General features: G+C 68.0%; 12 protein-coding genes. 5 read left to right on the top strand and 7 right to left on the bottom strand.

All coding sequences use genetic code 11. From position 1 onward, the window contains the following. The first annotated feature begins 90 nt into the window (after positions 1-90). On the top strand, positions 91-1725 hold the full coding sequence (locus APZ21_RS16395; RefSeq protein WP_054814397.1) for an acyl-CoA synthetase: 1635 nt from the start codon (positions 91-93) through the stop codon (positions 1723-1725). Positions 1726-2020: 295 nt separating this feature from the next. Next, positions 2021-2623, top strand: coding sequence for a DUF5134 domain-containing protein (locus tag APZ21_RS16390; RefSeq protein ID WP_156371120.1), 603 nt, complete (start codon positions 2021-2023; stop codon positions 2621-2623). Between the two features lie 4 nt (positions 2624-2627). Here APZ21_RS16390 and APZ21_RS16385 read toward each other — a convergent pair whose 3' ends face one another. The 3 genes from APZ21_RS16385 to APZ21_RS16375 form a co-directional block, all read right to left on the bottom strand. Further along, positions 2628-3329 (bottom strand): PhzF family phenazine biosynthesis protein, encoded by a 702-nt coding sequence (locus APZ21_RS16385; RefSeq protein ID WP_054814163.1) that lies wholly within the window; start codon positions 3327-3329, stop codon positions 2628-2630. Positions 3330-3512: 183 nt separating this feature from the next. Further along, a complete protein-coding gene (ahpD, locus tag APZ21_RS16380) occupies positions 3513-4052 on the bottom strand; it encodes an alkylhydroperoxidase, AhpD family (protein ID WP_054814162.1) in 540 nt (179 codons plus the stop codon). A gap of 74 nt (positions 4053-4126) precedes the next feature. Next, positions 4127-4714, bottom strand: a complete 588-nt coding sequence (locus APZ21_RS16375; RefSeq protein WP_054814161.1) for a peroxiredoxin — start codon at positions 4712-4714, stop codon at positions 4127-4129. A 108-nt stretch (positions 4715-4822) separates the two neighbouring features. On the opposite strand from APZ21_RS16375, the gene APZ21_RS16370 reads away from it, so the two are divergent. Further along, positions 4823-5731, top strand: coding sequence for a hydrogen peroxide-inducible genes activator (locus tag APZ21_RS16370; RefSeq protein WP_054814160.1), 909 nt, complete (start codon positions 4823-4825; stop codon positions 5729-5731). 302 nt (positions 5732-6033) lie between these two features. Continuing rightward, positions 6034-6810: a gamma-glutamylcyclotransferase family protein gene (locus APZ21_RS35120; RefSeq protein WP_204249107.1), complete on the top strand. Its 777-nt coding sequence runs from the start codon at positions 6034-6036 to the stop codon at positions 6808-6810. Positions 6811-6859: 49 nt separating this feature from the next. Here the strand turns inward: APZ21_RS35120 and speD are convergent, their stop codons facing one another. From speD to APZ21_RS16345, 4 genes are all read right to left on the bottom strand, one after another. Then, on the bottom strand, positions 6860-8068 hold the full coding sequence (speD, locus tag APZ21_RS16360) for an adenosylmethionine decarboxylase (protein WP_054814159.1): 1209 nt from the start codon (positions 8066-8068) through the stop codon (positions 6860-6862). Positions 8069-8076: 8 nt separating this feature from the next. Further along, on the bottom strand, positions 8077-9192 hold the full coding sequence (locus APZ21_RS16355; RefSeq protein WP_054814158.1) for a type III PLP-dependent enzyme: 1116 nt from the start codon (positions 9190-9192) through the stop codon (positions 8077-8079). A gap of 152 nt (positions 9193-9344) precedes the next feature. Next, positions 9345-11843: a DEAD/DEAH box helicase gene (locus APZ21_RS16350; RefSeq protein ID WP_054814157.1), complete on the bottom strand. Its 2499-nt coding sequence runs from the start codon at positions 11841-11843 to the stop codon at positions 9345-9347. Positions 11844-11915: 72 nt separating this feature from the next. Next, positions 11916-12857, bottom strand: coding sequence for a proteasome assembly chaperone family protein (locus APZ21_RS16345; RefSeq protein WP_054814156.1), 942 nt, complete (start codon positions 12855-12857; stop codon positions 11916-11918). 298 nt (positions 12858-13155) lie between these two features. Between APZ21_RS16345 and APZ21_RS16340 the strand changes: the two genes are divergently transcribed. Continuing rightward, a complete protein-coding gene (locus APZ21_RS16340) occupies positions 13156-13818 on the top strand; it encodes a hypothetical protein (protein ID WP_054814155.1) in 663 nt (220 codons plus the stop codon). Positions 13819-13869 lie beyond the last annotated feature (51 nt).

Here is a 13869-nt window from a genome sequence, read left to right as displayed (position 1 = left end):
CGGCGATCTAGTCTGACGGCGCATGCCCGCACGTCGACGGCACCGATGCCGTCGACGTGCGGGCGGACCGGACAAGTACGGGAGGTGGACGTGGGACTGGCCGAGACCCTCGGCACGGCCGCGGTGGGTACGGTGCGCCGGGCCGCCGACGAAACCTATTACGCCGCATTAGCGGTCCGTGCCGGACTCGTGACGCCGGAACGCCCCGATCGACTCGCGCGGATGGGCGCCGCCGTCCTGCGGGCGGGCATGCTCGGCGGACTCCCCACGGTGGCGGCCCTGCGCTATCGCGACCGCGTGGCGATTCTGGACGAGGCGGGTCCGGTCACCTTCCGCGAGCTCGATGAACGCAGCACCGCGCTCGCCAACGCGTGGCGGGCACGTGGATTGCGTGACGGTGAGGGCGTCGGCGTGCTGGTGCGCAATCACCGCGGATTCCATTACGCGGTCTTCGCCGCGGCGAAATGCGGCGCGAGGATCATCCTGCTCAACACCGATTTCGCCGCACCGCAACTGCGCGAGGTGCTCGCCCGCGAGTGCACGGACCTGCTGGTCCACGACGACGAGTTCACGCCACTGATCAGCGGGCTGCGCCTGCCGCGCGGAGCCTACCGTGCCTGGGTCGAAACCCCGGATGTCGATACCCTCGACAATCTGATCGCCGCCGGACCCCGCACCCGCCCGCGTACACCCGCGGTCGCGCCGCGGATCGTGCTGCTCACCAGCGGAACCACCGGCACGCCGAAGGGCGCCGATCGAGGTGAACCCACCTCGCTCGCACCGCTGGGCGCGATCCTGGCCCGGGTGCCGTTTCGCGCCCGCGAGGTCACCGAATGTCCAGCGCCGCTGTTCCACACCCTTGGATTCGCGCAGGCGATGATGGCCATCGGATTCGGCTCGACGCTGGTCGTTCGCCGTCGCTTCGATCCCGCGGCCGTACTCGACAGCTTGCACCGGCACAAGGCGACCGCGCTGATCGCGGTGCCGGTCATGTTGCGCCGCATGGTCGATCTCGGCCCCGAGGCGCGCGCGGGCCGCGACTTCTCGCGGCTGCGGATCGTCTTCGTCGCCGGATCACAGCTCGGAGCGGAGTTGTGCACGCGGGTCACGCGGGCCTTCGGGCCGGTGGTCTACAACCTCTACGGGTCGACGGAGGTCGCCTACGCGACCATCGCCACACCTGCCGATCTGGCACGCGCACCCGGCTGTGTGGGCCCTCCGGCGCCCGGCGCCCGGGTGAAGATCCTGGACGAGGCGGGTGACGAACTGCCCCCCGGACGCAGCGGGCGCATATTCGTCGGCAACGCCTTACAGTTCGAGGGCTATACCGACGGCCGCGACAAACTTCGGGTCCGCGGTTTGACCAGCACCGGGGATATCGGCCATTTCGACCGCGCGGGAAGACTCTTCGTCGACGGTCGTGACGACGACATGATCGTCTCCGGCGGTGAGAACGTCTTTCCGGGCGAGGTCGAGGAGTTGCTCGCGGCCCATCCCGCGGTGCGCGAGGCCAGCGCCTTCGGGGTCGACGACGAACGTTACGGGCAGCGGTTGCGGGCCGTGGTCGTGGTGCGCGAGGGGCATACCCTCACCGCCGACGAGGTCCGTGACCATGTGCGCGAGCATCTGGCCCGGTTCAAGGTGCCGCGCGATGTGCTGTTCGTCGACGAGTTGCCCCGCACGCCGACCGGCAAGGTGCGCAAGCGGGTGCTGCGCCGGCTGTGACACCGACCCGTGTGAGGCTCGGACCGGGCCGAACACCGGGCGCACGGTCGGGCGCGGTCGTCCCGGGTCGGCGAACGCGGTACGGAACCGGCAACCCGGCGGTGTCACCCCGGCCCGCCGCGGCGGTGCTCGACGCGATCGTTGACGACATCGGTCACCGCTGCCTGGTTCGTCCGTGCAGGGCAGGGCGGTGGCGTCGGCGGGGCACCGCCGTGGCATGACAAACGTCGCATTCCGGGCGGGTTCGGATGCGAACATGGAAAGCCGGTGATTCCGCGCGTCAGAGGTGGTGGATGTGTCGCAGTTCGTGCAGCAGTACGCCGCGATGCGATGGGCGGTGGTGGCGGTCTTCGGCATGACGGCCGCGCTGGTGGTGGTCCGTCTCGCTACCCCGCGACCCGCCGTCACGGTCGGCAGTTCGCCTTCGCCGCATGGTGATTCGGTAATCGACCACCGCGAGTCCGATGCGGCGCACCTGATCATGTGCATGGTGATGCTGAGCATGCTCGTCTTCCCCACCGGGTCGAATCCGCAGGCGTTACGCGGGGTGCTGACCGCCATGACCGTCGTGTTCGCGATCCTGCTGATCGAGCGAATCGCACGGTGGCGCGGTGACTTCCACGTGCGGACCGGCGGAGCGCTCGGCTACCACCTGCTGGCCGCGGCCGCCATGCTCTACGCCATGTCCGGCCATTCCGCGATGGGGCATGCCGGGCCTGCGCCCGTGCCCGCCCTCCTCTTCGCCGTCCTGTTCTGCCTCGACGCCGTCGTCATCCTCGTCGCGGCGATCACGGGCCGCGGACACGGATTCGGCGTCCCATCCGCCGGGGTGATGGTGCCGCATGTGGTGATGGATATCGGGACGGCCTACATGCTGGTCGGCGCGGTCGTGGGCTAGCGGCTCAGATGTCGATGACCGAATCGGCGGCGACCCGGCCGCCGAGACGGACCCAGCCGTCGGAATCCCACTGGGTGAACAGCTGCGAACCCTTGCCCTGGGTAATGACCAACCCCTGCCGTAACTGGGCCGTCAACGCGACCGCCGCGGCGCCGGTGGCCTCGTCCTCGGCGATGCCCATGGTGGGGGCGAACATGCGCGAACGCAGCGCGCCGCGATGTTCGTCGATCCAGGTCCACAGGTAGTGTGGACCGCCGGTGAAGTCGTCGGGACACAGTGCCGCCAGTTCCTCGGCGTCGGCGAGTTGGTGGAAGGTGAAATCGGGCGCCCATTCCCCGCGCGCCTTGATCCACGTGAACCCCCCGGCCAGTTCGACCGTCACCGGTCCCGCGGGCAAGTCCAGCACCTTGATCGGAATGCCCTGTTCGGCGAACCACCACGCGGCGCCCACCGAGGGATGGCCCGCGAAGGGCAACTCGACCGCGGGGGTGTAGATGCGCACCCGCGCCACCCCGTCCACCGGATCACCGACTACCACGGTCTCACTGAAGCCCGCTCGCGCGGCCAGCGCTTGATGGTCGATGCCGACGACATCCGCGGCCCGGACCACGCCGAGCTGGTTTCCGAGCCGTCCCGCCGCATCCGTGAATACGCGCACTACCTCGACCCGTGTGGCCGTGGCCTCCGGCTCTCCCTGTGTGCCCATGTCGCCGAGCCTACCGGCCGCGCGGACGCCCGCCGGAATCGCTACCCCGGGAGCAGCGGCAAAGTGCGTGGTCATCGAAGTGTCGGTGGGATACCCGTGACCTTTCCGATAGCTGAATGTTCGCTGTTCGATGACGGCGGCCCCGCTCGCGAAGCGGGCGGGGCCGGGTCGAAACGAGGGGGATCAGACCGCGGCGCCCGTGAGGGATTCGCTGGACTGCACCGTCTGGCCCACGCCCGCGACGATCGCCGCGGCGCGCAGCGCCTCGAAGATGACCTCGCGCGAGACCCCGGCCTCGCGCAAGGTCTTCTCGTGCGCCTCGAGGCAGTGTGCGCAGCCGTTGATCGAGGAGACCGCGAACGACCACAACTCGAAATCGGCCTTGTCGACCCCCGGATTGCCGATGATGTTCATCCGCAGACCCGCGCGCAGATCGTCGTAGCGGCCGTCGAGGAATGCCCTGCCGCGGTAGAACACGTTATTCATGCCCATGATGGACGCGGCGCCGAGTGCGGCGTCGTACGCCTGCGCCGACAGTGTGTCGGCGGCTTCCTCGGCGATCTCACGCAATGTCGTCGCCGACCGGGTCGCGGCCGCCGACGCCAGCAGGGTGCCCCACAGTTGCTGCTCGTTCAGCACGGTGGTGCGCGAGATCGATGACAGGTTGAGTTTGAGGTCCTTGGCGTACTCGGGGAGGGAGTTCTTCAGGTTCTCGATGCTCATCGGATGGTTCCTCGGATCATCCCCGCCCCGGGCGGGAAAACGGACTGGATTCGTTCTTCGGTGGCGTGGCGGGCTCAGACGCTCGCGGCGAGCAGTTCGCCCGCGTTGATGGTCGGATCGCCCTTCTTCCAGTTGCACGCGCACAGCTCGTCGGACTGGAGGGCGTCGAGCACCCGCAGCACCTCGTCGACATTGCGGCCGACCGAACCCGCGGTGACGGAGACGAACTGGATCTCGTTGTTCGGGTCGACGATGAAGGTCGCGCGATCGGCGACGCCGTCGGCGTTGAGAACGCCGGTGGCAGCGGACAGTTCACGCTTGAGGTCCGAGAGCATCGGGAACGGAAGGGTCTTCAGGTCCTCGTGCTGGGCGCGCCACTGGAAATGCACGAACTCGTTGTCGACCGAGGCGCCGAGCACCTGTGCGTCGCGGTCGGCGAATTCGTCGTTCAGCTTGCCGAACGCGGCGATCTCGGTCGGGCACACGAAGGTGAAATCCTTGGGCCAGAAGAAGATGATGCGCCACTTGCCCGCGTAGTCGTCACTGGTGACCTGGGTGAAGTAATCGTCGGGCCGCTGAGCGTCGACCTTCGACAGGTCACCGCCGATCACCGCTGTGAGGTTGTACGCCGGGAACTGGTCGCCGATGGTCAGCAGGGCCATGCTTGTCTCCTCGTCCTGTGGGTTTGTGGGCGTGCGAAGCGTTCATTTGTGATCTTGCCCAAAAGGTAGTGAAAGGTAAAGGTGATCAGTCGCACTATACTGATAGGTGTGACTGATCAGACTTATCAGCCAACACTGTCGCAGCTGCGTGCATTCGTGGCGATAGCGGAGTACTGCCATTTCGGTACCGCGGCAGCCCGGCTCAACGTGAGCCAGCCCACGTTATCGCAAGCACTGGCCGCGCTGGAAAACGGCCTCGGGCTCCAGCTCATCGAGCGCAGCACCCGTCGCGTCCTGGTCACCGCCGCCGGAATGCGGCTGCTCCCACAGGCGATGGCGACACTGGAGGCCGCCGATCGCTTCGTGGCGTCGGCCACCGGCAACGGTCTCGGCGGCACGCTGCGCGTGGGCATCATCCCGACCATCGCGCCCTATGCGCTGCCCTCGCTGCTGCCGCAGTTGCGTGAGCGGGTGCCCGACCTGCGCCCGCAGATCGTCGAGGACCAGACCGGGCGCCTGCTCGAGGGACTGCGCACGGGTGTACTCGACGTGGCACTGCTCGCACTGCCGACCCTGGCGCACGGACTGGTCGAGATTCCGCTCTACGACGAGGAATTCGTGCTTGTCACCCCGCAGGGGCACGAACTGGCCGGCCGCACCGACATTCGGCCGGACGCGCTGGACGCCCTTCCGTTGTTGCTGCTCGCCGAAGGCCACTGCCTGCGTGACCAGACCCTCGACCTGTGCCGATCGCTGGATGTCCATCCCGGCGCGGTGGGCGACACGAGGGCGGCCTCGCTGTCGACGGTGGTGCAGTGCGTGGCGGGCGGACTCGGCGTCACACTGATCCCGCAGATGGCCGTGGCCGCCGAAACCGCCTGCGGCACACTGGAAACCGCGTATTTCGCCGCGCCCGCGCCGGGGCGCACCATCGGTCTGGCCTATCGTGCGTCCACCGCGCGCGCCGAGGACTACGAATTCCTCGCCGCCATCATTCGGGCAAACCGTCCGCACTGATTCGTCCCCGGTCAAGGCTGAGGTCGGACCAGCCTCCTCCGCGATACGGGCTCCGGTGACACGCCACCGGCGTCGACGATCACCCCGCAGGGTGAAAGGCGGGCCGCGGCGGGTAGTTCTTCTCGGATGACACGACGCGAGCTGTGACGACACACAGCCCGTGTGCCGCCTGGCAAGGCCGGAGCAAACCAGTCGGCCGTTCTTGTGCACCATGACCCGGAGTGGGGGACACTGGTTGCGGAGCGTCCGGGGGCCGTGTCACCGGACATGCGGCTCGGCGGGTGGCACGGAGGCAAAGGATCATGGTTTCGCGCATCGTTCTTCTCCTGCTGTTCCCGGTCGCGTGGCCGATCTACTTCGTCATCTGGTGCATACGCCATCCCGACGAGATACCGCACGCGCTGCGCTCGGTCCGCGATCTGGTCCGGCGGCACCCCAAGCGCGCCGCATGGCTCGGCGTCGTATTCGGCGTTATCGGACTCATCGGGCATGTCGCCGATGGCGAATTCCTGGCGATGGGCTTGGGCGCCGCCGTGGCGGGCTGGTGCGCGTGGCTGCTGTTCAAGTGGCGTCGTCAGGAAGCGCGGGCGGCCGCGGCCGCGCCCGCGAAACCGGAGTCGGAAATCGGCCGATGGTCGCAGGTCGATGAGGAGACGGCCGCTCCTGACATGACCGATCAGGCCATTCGGACAGACGCCTTGTTCGCCTACGGGACCCTGCAATTCCCCGATGTGCTGCGCGAGGTGATCGGTCGCACGCCGGATTCGGAACCCTTCGCGATCCACGGCTGGCGGGTGGCCGCACTACCGGGGCGCGTCTATCCAGGGCTCGTGCCCGATCCCGACGCGCAGGCGCACGGACTGCTGCTGACCGGGCTCGACCCGCGGGAGTGGGCGATACTCGACGCCTTCGAGGACGCGGAATACGATCTGCGCCGAATCGACGCTTGCGACGGTTCGGTGCTGGCGTATGTGTGGACCGCCGAGGTCGCCGACCGCAATTGGCTACCAGGCGATTTCGCCGCCACCCATCTCGCGGGCTTCGTCGCCGAATGCGGGCAGTGGCGCGCCGCGTCCTGAAGCCCGCCGCCCCGCCGCCGGAGGTGAGCCGACGGCGGGGCGTGGCCGGCTACCGTGCCGCGCGCAGCGCGTACGGTTCGATGGAACCGCGGATCAGCGCGCGGGCGTCGATGGTCCGCGGCCGGTAGGGCAGGGTGGACAGGCGGCCGGTCATCCCGGGCAGCGGGTCCTCGATCCGCTCGTTCAACCCGAACAGGAACGACCACTCGTGCTCGTCGCTGGTGTAGAGCACGACCGTGCCGAACTGCTCGTGGAACCGCTGCCAGGACCGCTTGAGGGTTTCGTTGCGCCACATCGTCGCGCAACCCGCCTGGGCGCTGAGCACGCCGCCGGGCGCGAGCAGCGCCTTACATCGGGACAGGAACTCCGACTCGTAGAGCCGGTTGTGCTGAGCGTCCTCGACCCGCTCGTCGGGCAGATCGATCACGATCACGTCGTAGCGGGTGCCCGCGGCCCGCGCCTCGGCCAGGAAATCCCACCCGTCGGCGTAGTGCACTGTGATCGGACCCTCCCCCCGCACCGCGGCCGACAGTTCGCCGGTGGTGTAGCCATAGGGCAGATGTTCGGCGCACAACTCCACTTCGAGCTGATCGATATCGACGTGGTCGACGTGCGTCGCGCCCGCCCCCACCGACATCTGACTGGCCACGCCCTCGCCCGAACCGATGATCAGCACCCGGTCCAACTTCTCGGCCAGTACGAAGGCCGGGACCATCATCGCCTCGTGATAGGTCAGCTGGGAGAACTCGGTGGACTGGCGGTCGTCGTCGGAGAACAGGCTGATGCCCTGTTCGGTTCGGGCGATGACCATGTGCTGGAACGGGGTACGGGTGTCGACGATGACATCGCGCAGATCCCAGATCCGGGTCAGACCCGAGCCCACCGGTTCCTGGATCTTCTCCGCGCCGTGTCCGCGTTGGATCACCTGCATACGGACATCGGTGGGGGACAAGGCATCCCGAAGCAGCTCGACCGCCTTGGTCGCGCCCGCACCGATGCTCCCGCAGGTGAAGACGTCGACGAAGATGTCGCCGGACTCCGGATAGGTGTGAATCGAGGCGTGGGACTCCGACAACAGCGCGAGGACGGTCACCCCCTGCGGATCGAACTTCTTGTGCACGACATCGCAGATGGTGACGCCCGCCGCGATCAAGGACTCACGCAACGCCGATTCGAGTCGTTCGAGGTCGTCGCACAGCGTCGCGTCGACACCACCGAACTCGGCCAGCACATGCCAGCCGGTGAATTCCGCCGTCATGGGCAAACTCACTCTCGCTCAGCGCCCGAGACATGAACCGTCAGGGGCGGAAAACCATTGAAGGACACCGACGAATAGCTCGCGGTGTAGGCGCCGGTATGCAGGATCCTGATGGGATCTCCGGCTCGCAACGTGGTCGGCAGAAGGACGCGCGTGCGTTGATACAGTACATCGTCGCCGTCGCAGGTCGGTCCCGCGACGACCGCCTCGTCGACGGGATCGCCGTCGCGTTCGGTGACGAATCGATAGGCGATGTACTCGTTCTCGGTCTCGGCCATGCCGTTGTAACGGCCCACGTCGAGATAGACCCAGCGCCTGCCGTCCGGCGCGACGCGCACGCCGACGACCTCGGCGTGCACGGTGCCCGCGGTGGCGACCAGGGCGCGACCCGGCTCGACCACGAGAGTCGTTGCGGCGGGCAGGAATCGGGTGGCGGCATCGTCGATGACCGCCGCGAAGGTTTCGATTTCGGGAGCGGTGTCGGCATACGAGACAGGAAGTCCGCCACCGATGTTCACGGTGCGCACGGCAATGCCCTTGTCCGCCAACCCCTCGGTGATCTCACCGGCCTGGCGGATGCCGATCCGCCAGGCATCGGGATCGAGTTGCTGGGAGCCGACGTGGAAGTAGGGGCCCGCGACCGTCAGCCCGAGATCACGGGAGCGCGCGAGCAGACGAACCGCCTCGGCGGGCGCGCAGCCGAACTTGGTGCCGAAGGGGGTGCGCGAGGCGGGAGCGGAGGACAGGAAACGGCATTCGACCTCGGAACCGGGGGCGTGCTCGGCGATGCGAGTCAGATCGTCCTCGGTGTCGAAGGCATAGCGGCGCACGCCGAGCGTGTGCGCGCGGGCGATATCGGCGGCCTTCTTGATGGGATTGCCGTAGCAGAGGGTGGCGGGCGAGACGCCCAGATTCAGGCACTGGTGGATTTCGCCGAGACTGGCGACATCGAATTCGGCGTTCTCGGCGGCGAGCAGGGTGATCAGCTCGTCCACCGGACTGGCCTTGACCGCGTAACGGATACGGGTCCGGCGGTGGGATCGGAGGGTCAGATGAGCGGAGAGTGCGCGGAAATTCTCGCGGACTCTTCCAGGGTCGATGACAAGATACGGTGATTCGGGCATAGTTGATCTTTCGCGTCGGCAGCGGGGGAGAGAGTATCAGCGCCCGCTACCCAGATACGAATCCGTCAAACATGGGATTCGTCCCCGGGCCGGGCGCACACCGGTCCGCGGCCCCGCGGGGCCTTTGACCTGTGCGTATCGGGGGTGCGGCGTCAGCCCGCGGTCACGGCGATCTCATCGAAGACGACCTCGCCCGCGGCATCGGACTCGGCCAGGTCGACCGTCGCGTCGATGGACCAGCCGTGGTCGCCCGACGGGTCGTCGAGCACCTGCCGCACCTGCCAGAAGCCCGGTCTTCGCTCGATACGGAACAGCTGCGGGCCCCTCGCGTCGGGACCGGTGCCGATGGCGTCGTATTCGGCGAAATAGGGGGCGAGCGCGGCCTCCCAATCGGGGCCCGAGCCCAGCTCCTCGAGGGTGTCCCAGCGCCGCAGGGCGGCCAGCTCCACGCGGCGGAACAGCGCGTTGCGGACCATCACCCGGAACGCGCGCTCATTGGCCGAGATGGGCCGCACGGTCTCCGCCCCGAAGGCGACCTGATCGGCGTCGGACTCGGCGCCCGGATTGGTGAGCTGCTCCCATTCGTCGAGCAGGCTGGAATCCACTTGGCGGACGAGTTCGCCCAGCCATTCGGTGATGTCCTCGAGGTCCTCGTTGCGCGCGGACTCGGGCACCGTGCGGCGCAGCGCCCGGTAGGCGTCGGCCAGGTAGCGCAGCACCACACCCTCGGACCGGGCCAATTCGTAGAAGGAGATCAGCTCCGCGAAGGTCATCGAGCGCTCGACCATATCGCGTACCACCGACTTCGGTGACGGCGCGAACTCCGAGACCCAGGGGTGGCCCGTGCGATAGGTCTCGAAAGCGGGCTCGATGAGTTCGGCCAGCGGTGTGGGCCACGTGACGTCCTCGAGCAGCTCCATGCGCTCGTCGTAGTCGATACCCTCGGCTTTCATCTCCTGGATCGCCGCACCGCGCGCCTTGTGCTGCTGGGCCATCAGCAGCTGGCGCGGATCCTCCAAAGTGGATTCGATGAGCGACACCACATCGAGGGTATAGGTCGGCGAGCTTTTGTCCAGCAACTCGAAGGCCGCAAGGGCGAAGGGGGACAGCGGCTGGTCGAGGGCGAAATCGCGCTGGAGATCCACCGTCAGACGCGCGCGCCTGCCCTTGGCGTCGGGTTCCGGGAGTTGTTGCACCACACCGGCGTCACGCAGTGCGCGGTAGAGCCGGATGGCGCGCAGGATGTGACGGCGCTGGGCCGCGCGCGGTTCGTGGTTGTCCTCGAGCAGATGCCGCATCGCCTGGAAGCAATTGCCGGGTCGCGCGATCACGTTGAGCAGCATGGCGTTGGTCACCGAGAAGCGCGAGACCATGGGTTCGGGTTGGGCGGCCACCAGCCGGTCGAAGGTGTCCTCGCTCCAGGAGACGAACCCCTCCGGCGGTTTGCGGCGCTGCACCTTGCGCTGCTTCTTGGGATCGTCGCCCGCCTTGGCGAGCAGCCGCGCGTTCTCCACCTCGTGATCGGGCGCTTGAACCACCACGGTGCCCATGGTGTCGAAACCCGCGCGCCCCGCGCGACCGGCGATCTGATGGAATTCGCGGGCCTTGAGCCTGCGGGTGCGCACACCGTCGAATTTGGTGAGCCCGGTGAGCAATACCGTGCGGATCGGCACATTGATACCGACCCCGAGGGTGTCGGTACCGCAGACCACCTTCAACAGGCCGTCCTGGGCCAGTCGCTCCACCAGCCTGCGGTATTTGGGCAGCATGCCCGCGTGGTGGACGCCGATGCCGTGGCGGATCAACCGGGAGAGCGTCTTGCCGAATCCGGCCGCGAAGCGGAATTCGCCCAGTGCGGCGGCGATCGCGTCCTTTTCGGCGCGCGTGGCGAAGTTGACGCTGGTGAGAGCCTGTGCCCGCTCCAACGCGGCGGCCTGGGTGAAGTGCACCACGTACACCGGCGCCTGGTGGGTGGTGACCAGTTCCTCCAGGGTCTCGGTGATGGGCGTGCGCGCATAGGAGAAACGCAGCGGAACGGGTCGCTCGGAGCCCGACACGATCGCGGTCGAGCGGCCGGTGCGCCGTTCCAGATCGCGGGCGAAGAAGTCGACCTCGCCCAAAGTGGCCGACATCAACAGGAATTGGGCCCGCGGCAATTCGAGCAGCGGCACCTGCCAGGCCCAGCCCCGGTCCGGGTCGGCGTAGAAGTGGAACTCGTCCATGACGACCTGGCCGACATCGGCGTCCGCGCCCTCGCGCAGCGCCAGGTTCGCCAGGATCTCGGCGGTGGCGCAGATGATGGGCGCGTCGGCGTTCACCGCGGCGTCGCCGGTCACCATGCCGACCCGGTCGGCGCCGAACACCTCGCACAGGGCGAAGAACTTTTCGCTGACCAGCGCCTTGATGGGAGCCGTGTAGTAGGTGCGCGCGCCGCGGGTCAGCGCGTACAGGTGCGCGCCGACGGCGACCAGCGATTTACCCGATCCCGTTGGGGTCGCCAAGATGACATTGGATCCGTAGGCCAGCTCGAGCAGCGCCTCGTCCTGCGCGGGATATAGCGGGGTGCCCTTTTCGGCGGACCAGGCGCCGAAGGATTCGTACAGTGCGTCGGCGTCGGTCCCCGGTATCTCGAGCAACTCGGTCAGATCCACTCCGACCACCCTACGTGCTCGGATTCCGGTATCGGAGGCGACCGCTACCGGCGGCCGCGCCGGTGAGCCGCCTCAGCTCTGCGCGGTGCCGTCGCCGTCCCAACCGCCCTGTTCGGCGAGGAAGCGCTCGAATTCTGCACCGAGCTCTTCGCCGCTTGGCAGTTCACCGTCGCGCGCCAGCAGACTCGACTGCTGCTCCTGGGCGGTGAGGAAGCTGTCGTACTGGCGTTCCAGGGCGTGCACCACTGTCTCCACCTCGGAATTGCCCGCGATGTGCTCATTGACCTGTTCGCGCACCCGCGCGGCGGCCTCGCCGAGCGCGGCCAGCGGAAATTCGAGTCCGGCGTTGTCGGCGACGTTCTCCAACAGCGTCTGGGCCGCCTCGGGATAGGCGGTCTGGGCCAGATAGTGCGGGACGTGCACCGAGAAGCCGACCGATTCGTGGCCGTGCTGGGCCATGCGGTACTCGAGCAGTGAGGAGGCGCTGCCGGGAACCTGGAGCTCACCGGGCCAGCGTTGGTGGTCGGAGATCAGGTCGCGATCGGAGGAATGTGCGGTGACCCCGAGCGGGCGGGTGTGCGGAATGGCCATCGGAATGGCGCTGAGGCCGATGCTGCGGCGCACGCCGAGCTGTTCGGCCAGCAGCCGCACCGCGGAGGTGAACCGCTCCCAGCGCAGATCCGGTTCCATCCCCGCCAGCAACAGGAACGGGGTGCCCGCGGTGTCGCGCAGCGCCCAGAGGTTGAGTTCGGGTTCGGCGTAATCGGAGAAGTGATCGGTCTTGAACGTCATCAGCGGGCGGCGCGAACGATAATCGAGCAGCTCGTCTACATCGAACGAGGCGACCAGTTCGGTTTCGAGGCTCTCGCGCAGGTGCGTGGTGGCCAGCCGGACGGCGTGGCCCGCGTCGGTGAAACCTTCCAGTCCGTGTACCAGGACCGGGCCCGAGCCGTCGGCGGACGACAGCTGCGGAGCGGGGAACTCCAGTTCGTACATTCGCGACTCGTGGTCCATCGCGTACTCCTTCCTGCGCGGTTCGCACCTACGTGCCGGATGCGGTGGCGGGACTCCGTGTCCCGGCACCCGATGTGCGCCGCGCGCGGGGGAACCTCATCCATTGTCCCCCATGACGGTGACACCCACCGCACACGGTGTGACACCGCCCGACAGTCCAGGCAACAGCGGTGGTGGTTCGGACATTCCCGCGGCCGCTCGTTGGGCGTGGCGCCCTGGAAGACCACGCTGAGTGCGGCACAGTGAACCCGTGACTTGGCCTGTTCCGAGGCGAGGGTCGACCATAGCCGTATCCGGCGTGGTCTCGTTCATCGTAGCGCTGTCGGCGGGGTGCGGTGCCACCGTCGCGGGATATGCGACGCCCGCCGAACAGATCACGGTCACCCGCGGTGTCCCCGGCGATCTGACCTCGTTGCTGCCCGCCGCGGCGCAGTTCCCGCCCGCATACCCGGCCGTGGTGCTGTCACCGGAGGCCGCGGCCCAGGCGTCGGGCGATCTGACCGGCGTGGCGCGCGGCGCGAGCGTCCAACCCGTCGCGTGCGCACCGCCGCACCGAGACTTCGGCCCCGACGCGACCGCGATCGCGGTCGGCACCGACAACGACACCCGAGCCACCCTGACCGTCGAATTGACCCGCACCACCGAGCCGTTGGGGCGGTTGCGGGCCCAATTGCGCGGCTGTGGCGAGATGCGGGTGAATCGGGCGGGCACGGTGACCACGGTCCGCACCGAACTGCTCGACCCGACGGCCGTCGACGCCGACGACACCCTCGCGCTGCGGCGCGCCGTGCGACCCGACGTCGGCGGGGTCGGGCTCACCCAGAACATGCGGACCCTGATCGCGCAGATCGCAGACGTCCGTATCACGGTGACGTACATGAGCTTCGACGGCGATGAACCGGATATCGAGGCGCTCGACGACCTGTTCGTCGTCGCCGCGCGCGAGGTCCGCGAAGCCTAGTTGTGCACAGCACACGAGTTGTCCACAGGGCAGGCGAATCCCCAGGTCGAC

Source organism: Nocardia arizonensis (genome assembly GCF_001310275.1).
GTDB lineage: Bacteria > Actinomycetota > Actinomycetes > Mycobacteriales > Mycobacteriaceae > Nocardia > Nocardia arizonensis.
The sequence above is the reverse complement of the archived record's forward strand: the minus strand, read 5'-3'. Positions and strand labels throughout refer to the sequence as shown.

What these genes read in the sequence shown, in the direction of transcription:
- APZ21_RS16385 (WP_054814163.1), bottom strand. Translation starts at nt 3,329, where the DNA reads ATGGGCACACAGGGAGAGCCGGAGGCCACGGCCACACGGGTCGAGGTA.
- ahpD (WP_054814162.1), bottom strand. Translation starts at nt 4,052, where the DNA reads ATGAGCATCGAGAACCTGAAGAACTCCCTCCCCGAGTACGCCAAGGAC.
- APZ21_RS16375 (WP_054814161.1), bottom strand. Translation starts at nt 4,714, where the DNA reads ATGGCCCTGCTGACCATCGGCGACCAGTTCCCGGCGTACAACCTCACA.
- APZ21_RS35120 (WP_204249107.1), top strand. Translation starts at nt 6,034, where the DNA reads ATGGTTTCGCGCATCGTTCTTCTCCTGCTGTTCCCGGTCGCGTGGCCG.
- speD (WP_054814159.1), bottom strand. Translation starts at nt 8,068, where the DNA reads ATGACGGCGGAATTCACCGGCTGGCATGTGCTGGCCGAGTTCGGTGGT.
- APZ21_RS16355 (WP_054814158.1), bottom strand. Translation starts at nt 9,192, where the DNA reads ATGCCCGAATCACCGTATCTTGTCATCGACCCTGGAAGAGTCCGCGAG.
- APZ21_RS16345 (WP_054814156.1), bottom strand. Translation starts at nt 12,857, where the DNA reads ATGGACCACGAGTCGCGAATGTACGAACTGGAGTTCCCCGCTCCGCAG.